A 21,624-nucleotide genomic window follows, 5' to 3' on the forward strand; every position below is an offset into this window, starting at 1 on the left:
TCGTTCAGCGTCGGATGTGTGCCGTGGCGCTCGCGAGGAGCGCTTCGACCTCGGCGAGCGTGGCCATGGAGACATCACCGGGCGTGGTCATGGTGAGGGCGCCGTGCGCGGTGCCGTAGGCGAGGGCGCGTTCCAGGCCGGTACCGGTGAGCAGCCCGTAGATGAGGCCCGCGGCGAAGCCGTCACCGGAGCCGATGCGGTCCAAGACGTGCAGGCCGGGCATGTGAGGGCCGCTCACCACGCCGGTCTCGGGGGACCAGGCGAGCGAGGACCAGTCGTTGACCCCGGCCGAGGGCACCTCGCGCAGGGTGGTGGCCAGCACCGTCGCCCGCGGCAGCTGGGAGGCGATCGCGGCGAGGGCGTCGGGTACCTCCTCGTCGGCCAACCGCACGGCGCCCGGCCGCGGACCCGTGAGCCCGAGCGCACCCACGACGACGTCGGCGTGCCGGGCCAGGCGCAGGTCGATCTCGCGGGCGCGGTCGGCGCCGCCCCGGCCGTCCCAGAGGCTGGGCCGGTAGTTGGGATCGTAGGAGACCGTGACACCGTGGCGGCGGGCGGCCGCCATGGCCTCGTCGGCGACGTCGACGGTGGTGTCGGAGAGTCCCGCGAAGATTCCGCCCGTGTGGAACCAGCGCACCCCGGCGGAGAACACCGCGTCCCAGTCGACGTCCCCCTTGCACAACCGGGAGACAGCGGTGTTTGCACGGTCGCTGACGCCCAGCGCGCCGCGGATGCCGAAGCCGCGCTCGACGAAGTTCAGGCCGTTGCGGGCCGTGCGTCCCATACCGTCGGCCTCGACCCAGCGGATGTGCGAGGGGTCGACGCCGCCCTGGAGGATCAGGTCCTCGACGAGACGGCCGACCGCGTTGTCGGCGAGGGCCGTGACGACGGCGGTGCGCAGGCCGAAGCAGCGGCGCAGTCCGCGGACGACGTTGTACTCCCCGCCGCCTTCCCAGACCTGGAAACTCCGGGCGGTGCGAATCCGGCCCTCGCCGGGGTCCAGGCGCAGCATCACCTCGCCCAGGGCGATCACGTCGGTCATGTTGTCCTCCCCACTGCCTCGGCGGTCAGCCGGCGGATCTCGTCGTACTCTCCGCGTTCGAGATGGCCGGGGGTGGCGATCCAGCTGCCGCCCACGGCGAGGACGGAGGGGTGGCCGAGGTAGGCGGGCAGGTGGCCGGGGCCGATGCCGCCGGTCGGCACGAAGCGAACCCGGGGGAAGGGCGCCGCGAGCGCGCGGAGCATCGCCATGCCGCCGAGCGGTTCTGCGGGGAACAGCTTGACCGTGTCGACGCCCGCCTTCAACGCACGCATCAACTCGGTCGCCGTCGCCACGCCCGGCACGACCGGCACCCCCAACTCGCGTGCCGCGCCGATGACTTCGTCGTCGAAGCCGGGCGAGACGAGGAAGCGGGCCCCGGCCGCCACGGCCTGTTCCGCCTGCTTCGCGGTGAGCACGGTCCCGGCGCCGACGGTCAGAGCACCGTGCGCCGCCATCGCCTTCACCACACGCTCGGCGTCCGACGTGCGGAAGGTGACCTCCGCACAGCGGGCGCCGCCGGCCGCGAGCGCGTCGGCCAGGTGGCCGGCACTCGCGACGGACGGCACAGTGAGCACGGGCAGGAGGCGCGAGCCCGCCAGCACGGTGGCGAAGTTGGTGGTCATGGGGTTCTCCCGCCATCGGCGACGCGGCCAGGTCGGAGGTGCGGAGCATGCACGAGGACAGGGCGCGGTGGTACGGCCGCGCGGTGATCGCGGTCGACCGCCGGTTCCGGGACATGAACGCGGCGAAGAACATCCTGGTTGTCGGGCTGACGGCGTCTGTCTGTGGAGCTGGCGTACGACCTCAACGGAGCACTCCGGGCGGGCAGTCGGCGATGAAGGGGAACACCTGCGGCGCGAGCCGCGGGAATCCCCCTCCATCAGGAGAGGGGGGGAGTCAGCGGCCGAGCCATCCGCCGTCGACGGGCAGGATCGTGCCGTGGATGTAGTCGGAGGCGGGGGATGCGAGGAAGACGGTGGCGCCGGCGAGGTCGTCGGCGGTGCCCCAGCGTCCGGCGGGAATGCGTTCCAGGATGGCCTTGCTGCGCACGGGATCGTCCTGGAGGGCTTGGGTGTTGTCGGTGGCGATGTAGCCGGGCGCGAGGGCGTTGACGTTCACGCCGTGGGGGGCCCACTCGTTGGCCAGTGCCTTGGTCAGTCCGGCGACGCCGTGCTTGGCGGCGGTGTAGCCGGGGACGTTGATGCCGCCCTGGTAGCTGAGCAGCGAGGCGGTAAAGATGATCTTTCCTCGGCCGCGGGCCGCCATCGTGGCGCCCACGGCCCGGGTGAGCGTGAACTGGGCGCTGAGGTTGACCTGTAGCACCAACTCCCAGTCCGCGTCACTGTGTTGCGCGGCAGGATCGCGGCGGATGGTGCCCGCGTTGTTGACGAGGATGTCCACCGGGCGTTCGCGTCCGGCGAGGTCCTCGCCCAGGGCGTGGACGGCGGCCGGGTCGGCGAAGTCGGTGCGGATCGCCTCGAAGGAGCGCCCGGCGGCCAGGACGTCCTTCTCCACCTGGCTGCCGGACTCCTCCAGGGTGGCGCTGACGCCGATCACGTCCGCGCCGGCCTGAGCGAGCGCGCGGGCCATCGCCCGGCCGATGCCACGGCGGGCGCCGGTGACGACCGCGAGCCTGCCGGTCAGGTCGAAGATGCTCATACGGCGGCCTCCTGTGCTTCGCCGGTTGCGGTGCAGTCGACGAGGATCTTCATCACGTCGGCGCCGCTCTCCAAAGCCTCGAAGGCGGCCGACGCCTCGGTCAGCGGCACGACCTTGCTGATCAGCCGGTCGGCGGGGATGGTGCCGTCGGCGACCAGGGTCACGGCCCGTTCGAAATCGCCGCGCTCGTACAACCGGGCGCCGACCAGGGTGAGTTCACGCCAGAAGAAGCGGTGCAGGTTGACCTCGCGGGGCCGTGGGTGGATGGCGACCAGGCACAACCGACCGCGCACGCCGAGGACATCGACCGCGGTCTCGACGCCTGCCGCGGCGCCGGATACCTCGAAGGCTACGTCCGCGCCGGCCCCGCCCGTCCACTGCTGGACGAGTTCGGTGATGTCGTCGGCGGCCGGGTCCCATGTGCTGAGGCCCAACTCCTCGGCGAGCAGGCGGCGGTGGGCGTTGAGTTCCACCACCCGCACCTCGGCGCCGGCGGCGCGGGCGACCAGGGCGATGAGGATGCCTACGGGTCCGCCGCCGACCACCACGGCCTTCTCGCCGTCCCGTACTCCGGCGCGGCCCACGTCGTGCACCGCGACCGCGGTCGGCTCCACGAGAGCGGCCCGGTCCAGGGGCAGGCCCCCGGGCAGCCGGACGAGGGTGGAGGCGGGCACGGTCCAGCGCTGCTGCATCGCGCCGGGCGAGTCGATTCCGATGAAGTCCAGGTGCTGGCAGACGTGTTGGTGGCCGGCGCGACAGGCCGGGCAGGTCCCGTCCCAGCGCAGCGGCATCACGGTCACTGCGTCCCCGGGCCGCCAGCCCTCGACGCCGGGTCCGACGCGGACAATCCTGCCCGCCATCTCGTGTCCCAGTACGGCGGGCGTGGCGACCCGGGCGTCCATGTCCCCGTGGAATATGTGCAGGTCGGTGCCGCAGATGCCGACGAAGGCGGGGGCCAGTTCCACCTCGCCGGGGCCGGGAGACGAGCCGGCCGCGGGCGCGGTGTCGAGGGTACGTGCCGAGGTGTAGCGAACAGCGAGAGTCATCGTGGGGTCAGGGTCCCTTCCGCGCGGACGCCGATGGTCAGCAGCAGGTTGGCGTAGGTACGGGTGTCGCCGGTGACGACGGCGAGGGCCAGGTCGGGGGAGCGGGCGGCGTCGTAGAACGCGAAGCGGCTGAGCGTGTCGACGGGGACCGGTGCCAGTCGGGAGCGGTGGTCGGCGATGGCCGGTGGCTCCGGCTCGCCCTCGGGCGGCACCATCACCTGCGCCGATTCCACGGGCAGGGCGCGCAGCAGGACGTCCAGGACGGTGGTGACGTCGAGGGTGCCGGGTGCCAGGTTGAGGTGGACGGTTCTGGCCCGTTCACCGACGGCGGTGCTGGCGGGGTAGTGGCCGTCGGCGAGCAGGACACGGGCGCCGTGCCCGGCGCCGGCGAGTGCTTCGAGGATGCCGGGGTGCAGGAGTTCCGTCAGGAGCACGCGGTCTTCTCCTTACTTCTCGTTCTGGTGGTCGGTCAGCCGGTAGAAGGCGGTCGCGGTGTCGTGGAGCACTGCCTGCTTCTCGTGCGCAGAGCAGTCGTCCAGGAGGTGTTCGACCGCTTCGGCCCAGCGCGCCCAGCCTCCGGCGAGGACGCAGACGGGCCAGTCGGAGCCGAACATCAGCCGTTCGGGGCCGAAGGCCGCCAGCAGGGTGTCCCAGACGGGACGGATGTCGTCGAGGGACCATGTGCGGTGGTCGGCTTCGGTGATGAGCCCGGAGACCTTGCACCGCACCTGGGGGTGGGCCGCGAGTGCGCGCACCCCGTGGCTCCAGTCGGAGAGCGCCTGGTGTCCGATGGGTGGTTTGCCCGCGTGGTCAAGGACGAGCGGGAGGTCCGGGAAGCGCTCGGCGAGGCGGATCGCCTGGGGGAACTGATGGCTGCGGATCAGCACGTCGTAGCCGAGGCCCCGGTGCTGTGCGGCGCGCAGGCCCCGCTCGACGGACGGCTGTTGCAGCCACTCGGGGTCGGTCTCGCCCTGCACGAGGTGGCGCAGGGCCCGCAGGTACCCGCCGCCGGGGGCGGATCGCAGTGCGTCGAGTACGTCGCCGATCGCCGGGGAGGTCAGGTCCGCCCAGCCGACCACCGCGGCGACCAGGGGTTCCTGGCCGGCGAGGGCGAGCAGTTCCGTCGTTTCCTCCGTGGAGGCGACGCACTGCACGACCACCGTGCCGGTCAGCCGTCGCCCCGCCAGGGGCCGGTCGGCGGCTCGCCGCAGGTCCTCGATGCCGTGGCTGCGGCGGATCGCCTCGTGGCCGGTGTCGTCGAGCCAGGGCTGGGGGCGCTGGTCCAGGTCCCAGACATGATGGTGGGCGTCGACCAGGGGGAGGAGGTCAGACACGGGCGGACCAGACCGGGCCGTCGGGGTAGCTGTACTCCTTGAGTGAGGCGGGGTGCATCTGCGCGCTCAGTCCGGGCTGTGCCGGGGCGAGGTAGTGACCGTCGACGACGCGTACCGGGTCGACGAAGTGTTCGTGCAGGTGGTCGACGTACTCGATGACCCGGTCCTCGGTGGTGCCGGAGACGGCGATGTAGTCGAACATCGACAGGTGCTGCACCATCTCGCACAGGCCGACGCCGCCCGCGTGCGGGCAGACCGGCACGCCGAACTTCGCGGCCAGCAGCAGGATGGCGATGTTCTCGTTGACGCCGCCGACGCGGGCCGAGTCGATCTGGACGATGTCGACCGCGCCGGCCTGAAGGAGCTGCTTGAACACCACGCGGTTGGCGATGTGTTCGCCGGTGGCGACCTTGATGGGACTGAGCGCCTCGCGGATGGCGGCGTGGCCAAGAATGTCGTCGGGAGAGGTGGGCTCCTCGATCCAGTACGGGTCGTAGGGGGCCAGGGCCCGCATCCAGTCGATGGCGGGCTGCACGTCCCATCTCTGGTTGGCGTCGACGGCGATGCGGATGTCCGGGCCGACGGTCTCGCGGGCCGTGCGCAGCCGCCGTATGTCGTCCTGAAGGTCGGCTCCGACCTTCAGCTTGATCTGGGTGAAGCCGTCCGCGACGGCCTCACGGGAGAGACGGGCCAGCTTCTCGTCGGAGTAACCGAGCCAGCCGGGGGTGGTGGTGTAGGCGGGGTAGCCGCGTTCCAGCAGATGGGCGCTGCGCTCCTGGCGTCCGGCCTCGGCGCGGCGCAGGATCTGAAGCGCCTCCTCGGGGGTGAGGGCGTCGGACAGCCAGCGGAAGTCCACCTGCGCGACCAGCTCCTCGGACGACATCTCACCGAGGAAGCGCCACACAGGCTTGCCCGCGCGTTTGGCGGCGAGGTCCCAGGCGGCGTTGATGACCGCGCCGATCGCCATGTGGATGGCGCCCTTCTCCGGTCCCAGCCACCGCAGTTGGGGGTCGTGGACCAGGGAGCGGGAGAACGTGCCGAGGTCGGAGCAGACCTGTTCCACCGGCAGGCCGACCACATGCGGGGCGAGGGTGGCGATGGCGGCGGCCTGGGCGTCGTTGCCGCGTCCGGTGGTGAAGGCCAGGGCGTGGCCCTCCAGTCCGTCGCCCGCATCGGTGCGCAGGACCACGTAGGCGGCGGAGTAGTCGGGCTCGGGGTTCATGGCGTCCGAGCCGTCGAGGTGTTCGGAGGTGGGGAACCGCACGTCCAGGACGTCCAGAGCGATGATGCGGGCGGATGAGGGCACGGGGGAGGACATGGCGGCAACTCCTGTGAGGGGCAAGGGAGATCGGTCCCCTTGCGACGAGACGTGAACGCGACGGAGGTCGAGCGGCCGGTAAGGCCGCCCGGGTCACTCCTGGACCTTGCCGCCGGTGATGCGGGAGATGGCGAGGGCGACCAGGATGATCAGGCCGTTGAGGGCGCCGATCCACTGGGCGGGGATGCCGGCCAGCGTGAGCACGTTCTGGATCATGAAGAGGAGCAGGATGCCGCAGAACGCGCCGAACATCGTGCCCTTGCCGCCGTTGAGGCTGATGCCTCCGATGACGGCGGCGGCGAAGACCGTGAAGATGTAGCCGTTGCCCTGTGCGGAGGCGACCGAGGCCAGCCGCCCGGAGAGCATCAGCCCGGCGAGGGCGGCGAGGACACTGCCGGTGACGATGACGATCCACAGCACCCGGTCGGTACGGATACCGGCCGCCTTCGCGGCGTCGACGTTGCCGCCGATGGCGTACAGGGAGCGGCCGAAGCTCGTCCAGCCGAGCACCACGATGGCGATCGCGAACAGGGCCAGACAGATCCAGATGGAGGCGGGCATGCCGAACCATTCGGCGGTGCCGATGTAGAGCATCGACTGGGGCAGCTGGAAGAAGGTCTGGCCGCCGGAGATGCCGGTGAGGAGGCCGCGCAGCACGATCAGCATGCCGAGCGTGACGATGAAGCCGTTGAGGCCGAAGCGGATGATCAGCAGCGAGTTGATCACGCCGACGAGCGCGCCCACGGCGAGGGTGATGGGGATCGACCAGGCGCCGGAGAGCAGGCCGAGTCCGTGGCCGGCACCGGCCGGGACGACCAGCCAGGCCGCGACACCGGGCGCCAGACCCATGGTGGACTCGAGGGAGAGGTCCATCTTCTTGACGATCAGGATCATCGTCTGGGCGAGGACCAGCAGAGCCATCTCGGACATGGTTTGCAGGACATTGATGAGGTTGTCCGTCTGGAGGAAGACCGGGTTGACGATCTGGCCGACGATCGCGATGACGACGATCGCCGGGACGAGCGCCAGATCACGCAGCCGGGCCAGCGGGATCCGGCCGCCGAGCAGTGCGGTGCGCTTCTGTCCGGGTTCCACGGCCTGGGCGGCGGTGTCCGCGAGGACGGTGTCAGGCATTGAGGTCCACTCCTTCCATCGCGGCCACGAGGTCGTGGTCGTGCCAGCCGCGGGCTATCTCGGTGGTGACCCGGCCCTGGAACATCACCAGGATCCGGTCGCACATGCGGAGGTCATCGAGTTCGTCGGAGGCGATGAGCACTCCGGTTCCCGACTCGGCGGTCTCCTCGACCTTGCCGAGGAGGAACTCCTTGGAGCGCACGTCCACCCCGGCGGTCGGGTTGATCAGGACCAGCAGGCGGGGATCGTTGGCCAGAGCGCGGGCCATGACGACCTTCTGCTGGTTGCCGCCGGACAGGCTGGAGACGGGCAGGTCGGGTCCCGGCGTCTTGATGGCCAGGTTCTCGATCATGCCGCCGGCGAGCCGGTCGCGGCGGGCGCGGCTGAGGAAGCCGTTCTTCCCGATCCGTTTCGGTACGGACAGGGTGGCGTTGTCGGCGATCGACATGTCGGGGACGAATCCCTGGTGGTGCCGGTCCTGAGGGACGAACCCGGCGCCGGCCGTGAGCGCGGCGGGCACGCTGCCCGGGCGGGGCCGGTGTCCGGCGATCTCCAGGTTCCCGGTCGCCGCTGCCCGCAGTCCTACGACGGTCTCGGCGACCTCGGTGCGTCCGCTGGCGGCGGCTCCCGCGAGGCCGACGATCTCACCGGCACCCACCTGGAAAGTGACTCCGGTGTACGTGTCGTCACTGCCCAGCGCGTTCACGGACAGTGCGGGTGCGGTGCTCCGGTCCAGGGTGGTGGAGCGCTCCTGCCGCAGGCCGGCGGCGGCCTCGCCGGTCATGGCGGCGACCAGTTCGGCACGGGGCAGGTCGGCGACCGGGGCGGTCACGATGTGCCGGGCGTCGCGGAACACCGTCACCATGTCGCAGATCTCGTAGACCTCCTGGAGGTGGTGACTGATGAAGAGAAAGGTGACGCCCTGGCGTTGCAGATCGCGGATCCGGTCGAAGAGTCGGCTGATCGCCGCCGCGTCGAGCTGCGCGGTCGGCTCGTCGAGGATGATGAACCGCGCCCCGAAGGACAGTGCCCGGGCGATCTCCACGAACTGCCGCTGCTCGACGTCGAGTTCACCGGCGAGTGTCTGCGGGTCGACGTCCACCGACCAGGTCGACAGCAGTTCCTGTGCCCGGCGGCGGACGCCGCCCCAGCTGATGAGCCGGCTGGGGCCGTGGTGGTGCCGGTTCAGGAAGAGGTTCTCGGCGACGGACAGCGTGGGGATGATCGTCGACTTCTGGTAGACGCAGGCCACGCGCTGTCGCCAGGCGTCACGGTCGCTGAGTCGTGGTGCGGGCTCGCCTCCGAAGGTGACCGTTCCCTCATCGGGGGCGTGCAGGCCGGTCAGGACGGACACGAGGGTCGACTTGCCGGCGCCGTTGCGGCCGACGAGCGCGTGGGTCTCGCCGGGATTGATGGTGATCCGGACGCCGTTGAGGGCCACCGTGGGGCCGAATCGTTTGACTATGCCCGCCGCCTCGACGACGGGCACGACCGCGGGGGCCCGCCCGTCGCCCGCCGGGGCGGGTGCGGGGTTGGCTTCTCGCTCCCCGTCGCTCATCTCAACCGCCTAGTGATGGTTAGCCGTTGGGTCTCTGAGGGGGCGGGTCAGCCGAGGTTGTTGCCCCACAGCGAGGGGTCGTCGCTCTTGACGCTGGCAACACCGCCGTAGGCAGCCCCGTCGGCGGTGACCAAGGGGGCGGAGAGCTGGTCCTCCAGCAGTCCGTCGCGGACCTGGATGATCGTGCTGTCGTGGTCCGTCTTGCCCGGCTTGAACGTCTTCCCGTCGATCGCGGCCTTGACGTAGTAGAGGGCGTACTTGGCGTACAGGTCGGCCGGCTGGGAGACGGTGGCGTCGATCTTGCCGGCGGCCATGTCCTTGAGCTCCTCGGGGATGCCGTCGTTGGACACGACGAAGACGTGCTTCTTGTCCTTCGGCCCGACCAGCAGCCCCTTCTGCTTGAGCACCTGAAGGGTGCCGGACAGGGCGAAGCTGGACTCCATGTAGACGCCCTTGATGTCCGGGTGCGCGGTCAGGTCCGTCTGCAGTTTCTGCGCGGCCACCGCCCCGTCCCAGTTGGTGGCCTCGCCGAACACCTTGATGCCGGGGTAGTTCTTCTTTATGCAGTCGTTGAACGCCTCGGTGCGGTCACGGCCGTTGATCGAGTCGAGGCCGCCCTCCAGCATGACGACCTTGCCCTTGCCGCCGAGCTTCGTACCGAGGAACCGGCATGCCTTCTCGCCGTACGCGCGGTTGTCGGCCCGCACCACCATGAACACCTTGCCGCTGTCGGGTCGGGTGTCGACCGTGACGACCGGGATCTTCTTCGCATTGAGCTGCGCCAGGGTCGGCGCGATGGCGGCGGTGTCCTGCGGGGCCATCGCCACACCCTTGACGCCCTGGCTGATGAACGTCTGCACGTTGGCGGTGAGCTTGGCGACGTCGTTCTGGGAGTTCGTGGTCTTCAGGGACAGGCCCAGCTGCTTCGCGGAGTCGGGCGTGTACTTGATGTACGAGTTCCAGAAGTCGGTGTCGGACCGCGGGTAGTCGACGCCCACGAGCGGCTTGCCCCCCGACGAAGAGGTGGCGGAGCCGCTGTCGCAGGCGCTGAGCAGGGTCAGTGCGCAGATGACGGACGCGGTGGAGCTGAGTGCGGTTCTGAGTCTCATGGCTACTTCCTCGCGCTGGTCCCGGAGCGGGGTTGTTACGCCGATGCGACAGGTGGATGTCGCTGACGGAGAGATGGGATGTTTATAGGTCGGACTCGACCGGATGTCCAGGGGGTGCGTTGAAACTTCTGGAAGGTGCGCCAAGACCGTGCAGGTGGTGGGTTTTAGTGGAAGCGGAGGGGGGATCCATCCCATGGATGTTGCCTATCCGTGATGGGATGTCTCTCGTGTCTGAATCCCGCGTGTCGCGCACGCGGTCCTTGCCGAGGTATCCGATGGGGGTACGGGAGCCGATAGGGGTGATACGCCGCAGGTGGGATGGCGTCATGTGGACGGAGAACATGACGACTCCTAGCCGGGGGCAGTCCTGCCGCGGCTGCGTAGCCGCGCGGCGGCCGCCAGGCCGTCGGTGTCCCGGGACCTGCACTCGCCAAGTGGGAGCCGATCATCGGCGCTGCCTCGGCGGCCCAGCCGATCTCGACCGACGTCACGACCGCCGAGCACCACGCAGCCACCGACTACGGCACACAGGTCACGATGCGCTGGTAGGCCAGGACCGGCCCCTCAGCTGGTCCGGCGGTGCTGTTCTTCCCGGGACGCCTACGCCGCTGGCGCCGGCTACACGAACACGCCGACGAACTAGGCATCGACCGGGGCCGCATCGCAGTGATGGGCGTGAGCGTCGGGGTGGACCGGCCGCGGCTCTGTCGATCCACCCCCGAGAACGCGGTGGTCCGGCAAGCACCCGGCAGGTCCTGCTCATGCCGAAGGGGCGCCGGTCGGGCTGAGTTTGGTCGCATAGGCGAGCCGGGTCCGTGCGGGGTGTGGACTCCTGGTGTGCCGCGCAGGGCCGCGTCTCCGTTCTGCGGGACCCGGAAGTCGTCGGTCGAGCGGATCGCGGCTCGTGGGCGAACGAGCCGCGATCGCAGGGGAGTTGTCTGACCCGTGCGGTTCTACCTTCCGTAGCCGGCCGCTGTGATGCTGGTCTGTACCGCGTTCTCGGTGGCGTCCGACGGGTAGCCGGACGTCATCACGCCCTCGTAGAAGGTGCCGACCGCACCGTGACTGTTGTCGCCGCCGATCCCGAGGATGATGGCTCCCTCCTTCTTCATCGGGTTGTAGCCCGCGACGTTGGGGCGGACTCCGTTGTAGAACGTGGAGAGGCCCCCAGACTGGGCGTTGCCCCCGCGAATGGCCCAGCGATTGGTGCCGCCCTTGATGATCGCGGTGAGGTATCGGTTGCTGATCGAGGGGTCGTTGGCGTTGTAGTGCTGGTTGACTCCGGAGAACAGGCCGTTCTCCAGGTCGGCCATGATCCAGGGGCCGTTGCCGCTGCCGTAGCCCCAGACCTTGATGTTGCCGAAGTAGATGGCCTCCATGGTGCCGTTGCCGTTGTCCCGGCTGTTGGTCTCGGCGTTGCCGTAGTCGAAGCAGCAGCCGCCGTTGTAGTGCGTGCCGTCGAGGACGGCGTACATCCCTTCCGCCTGGTCGCCCTTGGCGACACCGTTGGTGTTGTTGTTGCGGTATCCGGTGCCGGAGGCCACGTAGACGCCGTACGCCTTGTGTCCGGCGACCGTGGTGGGTGCCGCGGTCGCGTTGGCGAGGTTGTCGTAGCCACCGGCGGCCGGGCCGGAGAATCCGCCGGGGGGTGCCTGGGTGAGGCGGTTGTTCCGGCCCGACTGGTCGTAGATGACGGTGATGAGACACGTGGTGCCCGCGCAGAACGAGTCCTGCGTGGCGGCGTTGGCGACGCCGCCCGCGTTGAGGACGCCGATGTCCCGGGTGGCGTTGTCGGAGGCGCGGCGCACCTGGTACAGGGGGCCGTTGTAGGAGGCGTACAGGGCGCGGGTCGTGCTGTGCGCGGCCACGCAAGGTGTGCCGCCGGCGGCGTAGAGATCGCAGGGCAGTGAGGTGGCGGCGCGTGCGGCGGGTGCTGTTCCGGTGAGCAGACCGGCACTGAGCGCGGCGGTGGCTCCTGTGGCGAGCAGCGCGTTGCGGAGGGTCCGCGGGTGTTTGCGGAGGGACATGGGTGAACTCCTTTGGAGGTGGGGGGTGGGGATGTTGCTCGTGCTCAGCCCGGTTGCCCGAGAGGTCTCAGTAGTGCGGGAAGCACGTCCAGACCTCGCCTGGCCCTCAGGTCTTGGTGCCGCTGGCACCGCCTGCACCGTCCTGTGGCGCGGCGATGCGGCCCTCGTCGAACGCGGCTCATTCGGCGGGGTGTCCGGCGGAGCATCGTGAGGAGCTAGTGCGGCGGTGGGCCTGTGGGCACGTCCGGTGGCACGTCCGTGAGGAGGCCGTCACGCCAGTAGTTGGTCTTGGCGTTGATGTGCAGGTACTGGCGCTTCCCGCCTCCGGCTGTGTGTGGCTCACGGGTGGCCGTCGCGGCCGTGCTGGATCCGCCGGCTTCGGTCGGCCCCTGGTGGCCTGGGCTGTGGCCGTGTCCGGACTTGTCGCGGACCCGGGTGATGACACAGGCCGTAGCAGCGCAGAAGGAGTCTTGAGCGGCTTCGTCGGCGGCCCCGCCCGGGCCACGACGCCGATGTTCTTGGTCGTGTTGTCCGACGAGCGCCCGATCCGGCAGGGGGTGCTGGTGCAGGAGGCGTAGTGGACGCCGGTCGTACTGTGCGCGGCCGCGCCAGGTGTGCCGCCCGCGGCGTACAGGTCGCAGGGCGCCGCGTCGGCCGCCGACGCGGAGGCGGGCTGGGCCGGAGCCGTCGGCCCCAGGGGCGGCAGGAGCGGCAGGGTCACGGTGAACACCAGCCCGTCCGACGTCCGGTGAGGGGCAAACCGGCGGGGGAGCGGACGCGGGTTGTGTATTTAGACATGCGCATGACATGTCAGTGGGCATGCTGAACTCCTGGCGGGGTCAGGTGCTTTTCCTGCGCGCCGACGGTTGCTGGTCGCTCCCGTTGGCATGCAGTACGGGCCGTGCCGATCGCGTACAGCGGAGTGGCTGTGATGCGGGCGGTGTCGCGTGCGGAGCCGGGTCGGTCGAGGCGTCCGATATTCCGAACGGCACTCGGAGTTTCGGACATTGAGGATGATAGGAAAATCACCCCAATCGTCAATGCCTGGCGCGCGATTCGATGAAAGATCGACGTAGGGCATCCCTTGAGGCGTCGAATCGGGTGAATGTGTCCATCACCCACGCGATCACCGAGTGATCGTCGCGTCGCTGTCCCGGGTGGCACGGTCTCGCCGGTTGCCGGCCCGACGTGGCGCGCATCGATGCCGTCGCTGTGCAGGATCACCCGACGGCAGGGCAGGGCAGAGCCGTTACGGCATCCGCGCCGCTTCTTCGTGTCACCGGGGTTGGCGCCGGGGCCGGTAACGGGGACGCGGACTTCGCCGTAACCGGGGGTGGGGTCGGGTGCCTCGCCCGGCCGGAGCGCGAGCGCTTCGACGGCTGGGTCCTGCTGGTCGTATGCCGACGCGAGCGGGGTCGGTCCTACCGGTCACGGATGGGGGCTTGGGGCGGGGCTGCTCGTCTGGTCCTCGCGGGTAGTCGCCCCGCGGTCGCCTGAAACTCGTCGGCTTCCGCTACGGTAAACCGATCAGTTTCCGTGGGTGAGTTCAAGCAAGGGAGTGCCGGGATGGGCAGGATCGAGGCGCAGGAGAGGCGGGAGAGTGTCATCCGGGCGGCGGTCGCCGAGTTCGCGCGCACTGGCTATCGCGGCACGTCCACGGCGGCCATAGCCCGGCGGGTCGGAGTCACGCAGCCGTACCTCTTCCGGCTCTTCCCGGACAAGAGGTCGATCTTCGTCGCCGCACTGGTGCGGAGCATGGATGACACCCGCCTGGTTTTCGAAAAGGCGGCCGACGGAATGGAGGGCGGCGAGCGGGCTCTTCAGGCCATGACGAACGCGTACATGCAGCTGATCTCGACACGTCCCGAAACGCTCCTGATGCAGATGCAGGGATACATCACCGTGGCCGCCGCCGAGGCGCAGGGCGATGACCTGATCGGCGAGGTCGTCCGGGCCGGCTGGATGAGGATCTGGGAAACCGTACAGCTGTCGCTGGGCGCCGACGCCGACGAGACCGCGGGACTCTTCGCCTGCGGCATGCTCGGCAACACCCTTACGGCTATTGGGCTTTCCCCGGTTGCCGGGCGGCGAGGCGGTGTTCCGGGCGGGTGATGCGTCAGCGCACGCCTGCCGTGTCGAGGAGGGTGGTCACTGTGGGTGCGATGAGACCGGTCAGGCTGTCCGCCTGGATTCCCGCACGGGCGCTGGCGCCGTCGAAGACCAGGATCAGCTGCCGGGCCAGCAGGTCCGGGTCACTCGCCCCTCCCCGCTCGGCCTCGGAGCGGAAGAAGGCTGTCAGGTTTGCCTTGACCCGGTACGCCACCTGGCTCGCGGGGTGGCTCTGGTCCTTGAGCTCGATCTGTGCGACGAGGTACCGGCAGCCCTGGAAGTCGGGTGCACCGGCCTCTGACTCCATCCGTTCGAAGACGTGCAGGATTCGCTCGCGGGGCGAGCGGTCGTCGTCCGCCGCTGGCAGAAGCGTTGCCACATGGGCGGAGGAGGGTTCCGCCAGGCTCGCCGCCAGCAGGTCGTCCTTGCTCTCGAAGAGCTGGTACATGGAGCGCTTCGACACTCCCGCTGCCTTGCACAGCGCGTCGACGCCGATATGGACGCCTTCTCGGTAGGTGAGCGTGGCCGCTGCATCCAGCAGCCGCTCGCGGGAGCTCGGCTTCGCGTCGGTGGTCATATTGCGAGGTTAACGCGATCCCGACCCTTTGGAAACCGATCGGTTTGCAGTGGTCGAGCTTCTCGGGCTTCGTTGCCGCGGGGAAGTGGTGCAGCCCATGGGGATCATGCCGACGCGTCATCCGGAAGCCGAGGGGTGTGGCCGGAAAGAAGCCGGCCGCCATCATCATCCAGCGGGTGGCGCCTGGACATCGCCACCGCCTTCGCGGTGTCCGGAAGTGGTGCGCTCGCCCTCGGCCGGGTTCGGTGTGCCAGCAGTGCTCGCTTGCCGCTGTGCTGTGACGGCACTCGGTAGCCCCCCACTGGCCGGCGTGTCCGCAGGCCTGGCAAATCCAGCCCGCGTCGTGGGGGCTCTCTGCCCGTGATGACCGGTTCGCTGAAGACGGAATGCAGCGGGACCACGGCAATCGGCCCTGCGCTCCTGCGCTGGTAGGTGCCCGGAGAACACCTACCAGCGCAGGGCATTTCTCGCTGCGGGGGATTCAGGCTCAGTGGGCGATCACAGGCTCGCCCTCCGACGGCGCCAGGGCAGAATTCGGCATCAGGAAGGCCGTGAGCACCGCACCGACCACGAAGATCCCGGCGCCCCACGCCAGGGTGGCCGTGTAGCTCTCGACTCCGGCCTGGGCCACGGTCAGTGCGCCCGGCTTGTGCGAGGACAGGTAGTCGGTCGCGGCCGATGAGGCAACGGTGGTCAGCAGCGCCGTACTGATCGAACCGCCCACCTGCTGGCTGGTGTTGATCAGCGCCGAGGCGACGCCCGCGTCCTCGTGGTGCACGCCTGCGGTCGCACCCTGGAACGCGGTGGTCATCACACCGCCAATGCCAAGGCCCAACAAGATCATGCCCGGCATGATGTTGGCGACGTAGGTGCTGTCCAGTGTGAGCCGGGTCAGCAGGGCCATGCCGGAAGCGGAGACAAGGAAGCTGACACTGACCACGATCTTCGGGCCGACCCTCGGCAGCAGCAGCGAAGGCACCGTGGTCGACGAGGCGACGATGGCACTGACCATGGGCAGGAAGGACAGACCCGCCTTGATCGGCGAGTAGCCGATGCTGGCCTCCAGGTAATACGTCAGGAACAGGAAGATCGAGAACATCCCCATGCCCAGGACGAACACGGCCAGGAACGAACCACCCCGGGTCCGGTTCAGCACGACTCGCAGCGGCAGCAGAGGATGCGCCACCCTGAGCTCCAGCCAGGCGAACACCGCGAGCAGCACCACGCCGCTGATCATGGAGCCGAGGGCGACGGGGTCGGTCCAGCTGGTCGACTCGACGTGGGCGAATCCGTAGACGATGCCGAACAACGCGGCGCTCACCACGACGGTGCCAGGAATGTCGATTTTGGGTCGTTCGGTGACCACGGGCTTGGCCAGCAACAGCAGCGCGCCGACCAGCGCGACGCCCGCGAATACGACGTTCACGTACATCACCCAGCGCCACGACGCCCATTCGGTGAGCATGCCGCCGAGCAGGAGCCCGACTGCGGCGCCCGCGCCGGCCAACGCACTGAAGATGCCGAAGGCTTTCGGCCTCTCGGCGGGCTCGGTGAAGGTAACGCTGAGCAGGGAGAGCGCCGCGGGAGCGAGCAGCGCGGCAAAGAGGCCCTGGGCCACACGTGCCCCGACGAGTATCTCGAAGCTGCCGGCAGCTCCGCCGACGACGGACGCGGCCGCGAAGCCGACCAGGCCGGTCACGAAGGTCGTACGTCGGCCGAACAGATCCCCGAGACGGCCTCCGAGCAGCAGCAGGCTGCCGAACGCCAGGGCGTACCCCGTGATGACCCACTGTCGACTGCCGTCACTGAAACCGAGGTCATGCTGCGCCGCGGGCAGTGCGATGTTCACGACGGTCGCGTCCAGCGTGACCATCAGCTGCGCCACGCCCAGCACGACGAGAACCCACCAGCGCACGGCGTGCGAGCCGCGGCGGCCTGGGTCCGTTTTCCCGGAGGAGGGTGCTCCGCGGTCGAAGGTAGTACTCACTTTTCCCCTTAGTCGCTGGTCATGGGCTTCACGCCGGTGGGAAACCGATCTGTTTCCGCTCAGGAAAACAGATCGGTTTCCTCGGTGCAAGTGCGGCGATCGCCTCCGGCTCGGCAGTGATCCGGCGGGATCTGGGTCCGCGTAAGGCGGTGGCCCTGCCTCGACGGCGCGGCCCCGACGTGCTCTGCGGCACCTTCGGGGGAGCGGTCTCGAGCTCCGACTCGGCCTGGGTGGCCTCGGGATCGACTGGGGGGTGTTTAGGGCTGGCGCGTAGGGCCGACGCGTTGGGCTTGCGCCCGGAAACCGATCCGTTTACCGTGGCGGAAACCGATCTGTTTTCTCGTTGTGCGACGGCCGTCATCGTCCTCGCCGGCGACATGGTCGGCCTCTACGCCCAGCCGGCCGAGTAAGCCCCAGCACACAGAGAGACGGCGACATGCCCACCCAGGACCCGCGTCCCACCATCCACATTCCGGGGACCACCAGCCACACCCTCGCCCCTCGCGCAGGCCTCGGTCGCGAGGGAACCCTGCGCTACCTCAAGGCGGGCACCGGAGCCCCCCTGGTTCTCCTGCACACCGTGCGCACCCAGGCCGAGCACTTCCGCCACCTCGTCCCGTTGATCGCGGATCACTACACCGTCTACGCCCTCGACCTGCCGGGGATGGGCTACTCCGAGATCGTCCCCGGAGCCTCCTACGACGAGCCGGCCATGCGCGCGGGCGTCGAGCGGCTCCTCACCGAACTCGACCTCCACGACGTGACATTGGTCGGTGAGTCGATGGGGGCGGTGCTCGCACTGACCACCGCGGCCGATCTGCCGGAGCGGGTACGGCGCGTCGTGGCGGTCAACGCGTACGACTTCCCCGGCGGGATCTCGCGTTCAAGCCTCCTCGCCCGCGTGGTAGTCAGTGGCGTCCTGATGCCCGGAGTGGGCCCGGTGATCGCCGGCGTGGAACCCAAGCCCGCCCTTCGCGCGATCCTGCGCGGCGGCCTCGGCGACAAGAGCGCGCTTCAGGCGGACTACGTGGACGAACTCCTCCAGGTGGGCGGACGCCCCCGGTACCCGACAGTGGCCCGAGCCGTGTACCAGGCACTGCCCAGCCTCATCGCGGCCCGCTCGCGCTACCCCGAGGTCAAGGCGCCCATCCACTTGGTCTACGGCGAGAAGGACTGGTCCCGCCTCTCCGACCGAGAGGCCAACAGACAACTGCTCCCCGCCGCCGACTTCGCGCAGGTCCCGAAGGCCGGCCACTTCATCGCCCTGGAACGGCCCGACGTACTGGCCGGGCTGTTGAATGCGGCGGCGGCCTGACCGGCCCGGCAGTCCCGTGGCATGTCTTCATGGTGGGCATCCAGGACACCTGTGGCCGGTTTGCCTACGAGGGTCAGTGGGGCCGTGGGCGTACGAGGTGAGCGATCGGGTACGACACCGCACCGCGTGCTGGGGCCGGCGCCCTTCCGCACGCGAACGTCTCCGTCGGCATGATCCGCGTCAGCTACTTCGGCGACACGGAGTGGTTGGCGGCACTGTCCAAGCCCGCCGGAGCCGAAGGGAATCGCCCCGATGACCACGTAGTCCGTCGGGACGACAGACAGTGGACGCGCGGCGATGCGGTCGAGTTCGGCATCACCGCGCCGTGGACCCTCACGTGGGCGCCGACACCCTGAGGCGTCGGCATGGCGCCAACTCTGTCGTGCTCGTGGGCGCCTACGGGTGCGTGTCCGTGATCGCGATGACCTTGTCTAGACGGTCCAGGGCAGCCTGCAAGTCGTCCATCTTGGCCTGAATGCGATCGCGCTCGGCACGCAGCATGGCTCGTTGCTCGGAGTCGGTGTGCCCGGAGTCCCAGCATGGAAGGAGTTCCGTGATCTTTCGGCTGGTCAGGCCTGCGGCGAACATCTGCTGGAAGAAGGTGACAAGGGAAATGGCGTCCTGCCGGTAGAGCCGCTGGCCGGACGGGCTGCGCTCCGCGACGAGCAGTCCCTGCTGCTCGTAGTAGCGCACAGCGCGTACCGAGACGCCGGCACCCCGCGCCACCTCGCCGATGCGGATCAGCCGCTCGGTTGAGGCCTCTGAAACGGTCATGGCGATTCCTCTCCCCCCGGCCGTGAAGACCAGCACTTGCCTCTGACGTCAACGTCAGGTTTTAGCGTACCGGGCATGGACATCAACAACTCAGTTGCCCTTGTCACCGGAGCCAACCGCGGCCTGGGCCGCGCCTTCGCCCAGCGCCTGCTCGACCGGGGCGCCCGCAAGGTCTACGCGACGGCCCGCCGACCCGAGACCGTGGACCTGCCCGGAGTCGAGGTGCTGCCCCTCGACATCGCCGACCCCGCATCCGTGAGGGCCGCGGCCGAGGCCGCCCCGGACGTCTCGCTGCTCATCAACAACGCGGGCATCCAGACGGGGACCGACCTCGTGACCGGTTCGCTGGACGCGGTACGGCGCGAGATGGAGACCAACATGTTCGGCCACCTGGGAATGATCCGGGAGTTCGCGCCGTCGCTCGCCAGGAACGGCGGGGGCGCGATCGTCAACGTCCTCTCCGCCATGTCGTGGTTCGGGGGCAAGGGCGCCAATGCCTACCACCTGACCAAGGCAGCCGCCTGGGCCATGACCAACGGCGTCCGCCTGGAACTCGCCGAGCAGGGCACGCTCGTGACAGCGGTGCACCTGGGCTTGGCCGACACCGACATGGCCGCGGGCTGGCCCGTGGACAAGATCGCCCCCTCGGACCTGGCCGACGCGGTACTGAACGGTGTCGAGACGGGCTCCGCCGAGGTCCTAGCCGACCAGTGGAGTCGAGACGTCAAGTCCCGGCTGCCGCTGACGCCGGAAGAATTCAACACCGCGATGGACCAGGCCCTGGCCGCGCTAACGGCGGACCGAGGAGCCCTCGGGGCGCACTGACGTCGGCGGTCGGTTGCCTCTGAAATCGGCCTACCAATACCCCATCCGGAGTTGTGAATCCTCATCTTGCGGCCTCGCATCGGCGGCAGTGGCAGTGGGAGCCGCGGATGCGAGGCCTGGAGTCGACCACGCCATGACGGCGGCCGGTCCAGGAGCAGGGGATGGTCGCGTTGGTCGTTTGGGGATGCGGCGGGCAGGGCGAGGAGTCGTTGCAGTTGAGGGCGATGAGCCGGACAGGAGTCGTTCTGCGCACGGTCATGCGGGCACGCCACGTGGTGCGTAGTGGCGCAGGTAGTCACGCATCTGAGGCTCGAGTCCGGTCAGGTCATTGTTGTGGAGGGCACGCCAGAGACGGTTCTCGATCCAGAACCGACTGGCGAACTCCTCGAAGGAGGGTGCACACCAGAAGATGGCGGCCCTTTGCTCCTCCGGATCGTCGAGATCGGTCTCCGTCTCCTCCCCGTCGCGCTGTGCCTCGTACTCGTATTCGTAGTCGAGGTAGGAGTGCACCACGAACGCCTCACCCACAGGACGGAGGTAGAGGTACCAGATGACGCAGTCCTGTTGATCCCGCAGAATTCGTACGAGGAAGGCGCCAGGCTCGACCGGACTGGGAAGTGGCTCCGAGATATCGGTCCAGCAGCCGGTCACCGAGACCGCGTCCAGCGAGTGGCGCAGCTTCGAGTCCGCCTGGAAGGTGGCGAAGTCCCGAGGCAGCGTCAAGCCCTTGGCCGCTAGGGTTTCTGCCAAGCGATCGAGCGCCGTGACCTGTTCGGAGTCCCTTTCGCCGGTACCACCCAGCCTTTGAAAGGTTCCCGTGAACTCGGTGGGGTCGAGAGGCGGCAGGCTTTCGTAGGGGTAGTGCTCGTAGGTATAGCGGCAGGGTCGGTATTCACCCAAGTCAGTGGCACACCATGCAGCCTCGAAGCCGACCGAGGACAAGTCGGACCCAGATCCGTCGCCAGGCATCGGTCCTCCAATGATCACCGTGAGCGGAGTGGTCGGCGCCAGCATCTCACCGCCTACTGACAACCCCCCGCGACAGGTAGGGCAGGGTGGCTGTCTCTGGCGAGGGCGAACATTGCCTGATGCGGCTGCGTCACTGGCCTGTCTCGCCGGGCGTGTCCCCGCGCGCGAGCAGAACGGCGGGCAGTGTCTCGTTGAGCCAGGCCTCGGACTCGTCCAGTGTCCAGCCGAGGTCGTCCGTGCGGATGAAGTAGGCGGCATTGCACAGATGGATCCACAGCACGTCGGTGGCCCGCGATGCGTCGATATCCGCGCGAAGCGCGCCCATCGCGGCGAGTCGGCCTGCGGTCAGAGCGAGCCCGCCACGCAGTCCTTGGTGCGCGATCAGCTGGATTTCCCGCACCCTCGGCTCCTGCGGCGCGGCGGCGGCGACCTGCCGCATCAGGCCGGACCACTCCTCGAACTTGCCTCGGCTGGCCTGCACGATGAAATGGATCAGCTCGCGCGGCTCGGTGAACGATTCGATCCGGGCGAGTATTTCCGGGATGTCGTCGGCGGTGGTGCCGGACTCCACCAGCGTGCGCAGCAACCCGTTCTTCCCGCCGCCGACCGCATACACGGTGGCCGGCGCGACCCGGGCGGCCCGGGCGATCTCCTCCACCTTCGTGCCGAAGTAGCCCTTTTGAACGAACAACTCACGGGCCGCGTCGAGGATGGCACGGCGAGTGGCCTGGGCGTATTCGGCTCTCCTGCCGATATCGGCAGCGTCTTTTCGTGCGTCTGACACGCCGTTGATCATACCTGTTACTGTTCATCAGAGTTGGCTCTGATGAACAGAGCATGC

The 21,624-nt window shown here is 69.1% G+C and carries 18 protein-coding genes and 3 pseudogenes; 4 read left to right on the plus strand and 17 right to left on the minus strand.

Annotation, left to right across the window (positions count from 1 at the left end; genetic code table 11):
* Positions 1–4: 4 nt before the first annotated feature.
* The gene (locus ACIRB1_RS36780) at positions 5–1,042 is read right to left on the minus strand and encodes a sugar kinase (RefSeq protein WP_403468564.1); all 1,038 of its coding nucleotides are present in this window, start codon (positions 1,040–1,042) and stop codon (positions 5–7) included.
* Positions 1,039–1,665, minus strand: a complete 627-nt coding sequence (locus tag ACIRB1_RS36785; protein WP_403468565.1) for a bifunctional 4-hydroxy-2-oxoglutarate aldolase/2-dehydro-3-deoxy-phosphogluconate aldolase — start codon at positions 1,663–1,665, stop codon at positions 1,039–1,041. The genes ACIRB1_RS36780 and ACIRB1_RS36785 overlap by 4 nt, the downstream gene beginning before the upstream one ends.
* 11 nt (positions 1,666–1,676) lie before the next feature.
* Between ACIRB1_RS36785 and ACIRB1_RS36790 the strand changes: the two are divergent.
* Positions 1,677–1,906, plus strand: a pseudogene (locus tag ACIRB1_RS36790) (RNA-guided endonuclease TnpB family protein); the annotation flags it as partial.
* 33 nt (positions 1,907–1,939) lie between these two features.
* Here the strand turns inward: ACIRB1_RS36790 and ACIRB1_RS36795 are convergent.
* The 10 genes and pseudogenes from ACIRB1_RS36795 to ACIRB1_RS36840 form a co-directional block, all read right to left on the minus strand.
* On the minus strand, positions 1,940–2,701 hold the full coding sequence (locus tag ACIRB1_RS36795; RefSeq protein ID WP_403468566.1) for an SDR family oxidoreductase: 762 nt from the start codon (positions 2,699–2,701) through the stop codon (positions 1,940–1,942).
* Complete coding sequence (locus tag ACIRB1_RS36800; RefSeq protein WP_403468567.1) at positions 2,698–3,747, minus strand: zinc-binding dehydrogenase; 1,050 nt, start codon at positions 3,745–3,747, stop codon at positions 2,698–2,700. Before ACIRB1_RS36800 ends, ACIRB1_RS36795 begins: the two co-directional genes overlap by 4 nt.
* Complete coding sequence (locus ACIRB1_RS36805) at positions 3,744–4,181, minus strand: RbsD/FucU domain-containing protein (RefSeq protein ID WP_403468568.1); 438 nt, start codon at positions 4,179–4,181, stop codon at positions 3,744–3,746. Before ACIRB1_RS36805 ends, ACIRB1_RS36800 begins: the two co-directional genes overlap by 4 nt.
* Positions 4,182–4,193: 12 nt before the next feature.
* Positions 4,194–5,081: an amidohydrolase family protein gene (locus ACIRB1_RS36810; RefSeq protein WP_403468569.1), complete on the minus strand. Its 888-nt coding sequence runs from the start codon at positions 5,079–5,081 to the stop codon at positions 4,194–4,196.
* A complete protein-coding gene (locus ACIRB1_RS36815; protein ID WP_403468570.1) occupies positions 5,074–6,399 on the minus strand; it encodes an L-fuconate dehydratase in 1,326 nt (441 codons plus the stop codon). The genes ACIRB1_RS36810 and ACIRB1_RS36815 overlap by 8 nt, the downstream gene beginning before the upstream one ends.
* A gap of 93 nt (positions 6,400–6,492) precedes the next feature.
* Positions 6,493–7,533, minus strand: coding sequence for an ABC transporter permease (locus ACIRB1_RS36820; protein ID WP_352182783.1), 1,041 nt, complete (start codon positions 7,531–7,533; stop codon positions 6,493–6,495).
* A complete protein-coding gene (locus tag ACIRB1_RS36825) occupies positions 7,526–9,091 on the minus strand; it encodes a sugar ABC transporter ATP-binding protein (RefSeq protein WP_403468571.1) in 1,566 nt (521 codons plus the stop codon). Before ACIRB1_RS36825 ends, ACIRB1_RS36820 begins: the two co-directional genes overlap by 8 nt.
* A gap of 47 nt (positions 9,092–9,138) precedes the next feature.
* Complete coding sequence (locus ACIRB1_RS36830) at positions 9,139–10,200, minus strand: sugar ABC transporter substrate-binding protein (protein ID WP_403468572.1); 1,062 nt, start codon at positions 10,198–10,200, stop codon at positions 9,139–9,141.
* Positions 10,201–11,162: 962 nt separating this feature from the next.
* Positions 11,163–12,227: pseudogene (locus ACIRB1_RS36835) on the minus strand (arabinofuranosidase catalytic domain-containing protein); the annotation flags it as partial.
* Between the two features lie 215 nt (positions 12,228–12,442).
* Positions 12,443–12,957, minus strand: a pseudogene (locus ACIRB1_RS36840) (arabinofuranosidase catalytic domain-containing protein).
* An 836-nt stretch (positions 12,958–13,793) separates the two neighbouring features.
* Here ACIRB1_RS36840 and ACIRB1_RS36845 point away from each other — a divergent pair.
* On the plus strand, positions 13,794–14,339 hold the full coding sequence (locus ACIRB1_RS36845) for a TetR/AcrR family transcriptional regulator (protein WP_403468573.1): 546 nt from the start codon (positions 13,794–13,796) through the stop codon (positions 14,337–14,339).
* A gap of 4 nt (positions 14,340–14,343) precedes the next feature.
* On the opposite strand, the gene ACIRB1_RS36850 is transcribed toward ACIRB1_RS36845, so the two are convergent.
* Complete coding sequence (locus ACIRB1_RS36850) at positions 14,344–14,913, minus strand: TetR/AcrR family transcriptional regulator (protein ID WP_403468574.1); 570 nt, start codon at positions 14,911–14,913, stop codon at positions 14,344–14,346.
* Positions 14,914–15,400: 487 nt separating this feature from the next.
* Complete coding sequence (locus ACIRB1_RS36855) at positions 15,401–16,900, minus strand: MFS transporter (protein WP_403468662.1); 1,500 nt, start codon at positions 16,898–16,900, stop codon at positions 15,401–15,403.
* 436 nt (positions 16,901–17,336) lie between these two features.
* Here ACIRB1_RS36855 and ACIRB1_RS36860 point away from each other — a divergent pair, with 436 nt between their 5' ends.
* The gene (locus ACIRB1_RS36860; protein ID WP_403468575.1) at positions 17,337–18,215 is read left to right on the plus strand and encodes an alpha/beta fold hydrolase; all 879 of its coding nucleotides are present in this window, start codon (positions 17,337–17,339) and stop codon (positions 18,213–18,215) included.
* Between the two features lie 396 nt (positions 18,216–18,611).
* Here ACIRB1_RS36860 and ACIRB1_RS36865 read toward each other — a convergent pair whose 3' ends face one another.
* Entirely contained in the window at positions 18,612–18,989 is a 378-nt protein-coding gene (locus ACIRB1_RS36865) for a MerR family transcriptional regulator (RefSeq protein ID WP_403468576.1), read from the minus strand.
* A 75-nt stretch (positions 18,990–19,064) separates the two neighbouring features.
* Between ACIRB1_RS36865 and ACIRB1_RS36870 the strand changes: the two genes are divergently transcribed.
* Positions 19,065–19,814, plus strand: a complete 750-nt coding sequence (locus tag ACIRB1_RS36870; RefSeq protein WP_403468577.1) for an SDR family oxidoreductase — start codon at positions 19,065–19,067, stop codon at positions 19,812–19,814.
* Positions 19,815–20,069: 255 nt separating this feature from the next.
* On the opposite strand, the gene ACIRB1_RS36875 is transcribed toward ACIRB1_RS36870, so the two are convergent.
* Positions 20,070–20,828 (minus strand): hypothetical protein, encoded by a 759-nt coding sequence (locus ACIRB1_RS36875; protein ID WP_403468578.1) that lies wholly within the window; start codon positions 20,826–20,828, stop codon positions 20,070–20,072.
* An 85-nt stretch (positions 20,829–20,913) separates the two neighbouring features.
* Positions 20,914–21,579 (minus strand): TetR/AcrR family transcriptional regulator, encoded by a 666-nt coding sequence (locus ACIRB1_RS36880; protein ID WP_403468579.1) that lies wholly within the window; start codon positions 21,577–21,579, stop codon positions 20,914–20,916.
* Positions 21,580–21,624: the final 45 nt, after the last annotated feature.

Source organism: Streptomyces sp. NPDC096013 (assembly GCF_044763565.1).
In the GTDB taxonomy this organism is placed as follows: Bacteria; Actinomycetota; Actinomycetes; order Streptomycetales; family Streptomycetaceae; genus Streptomyces.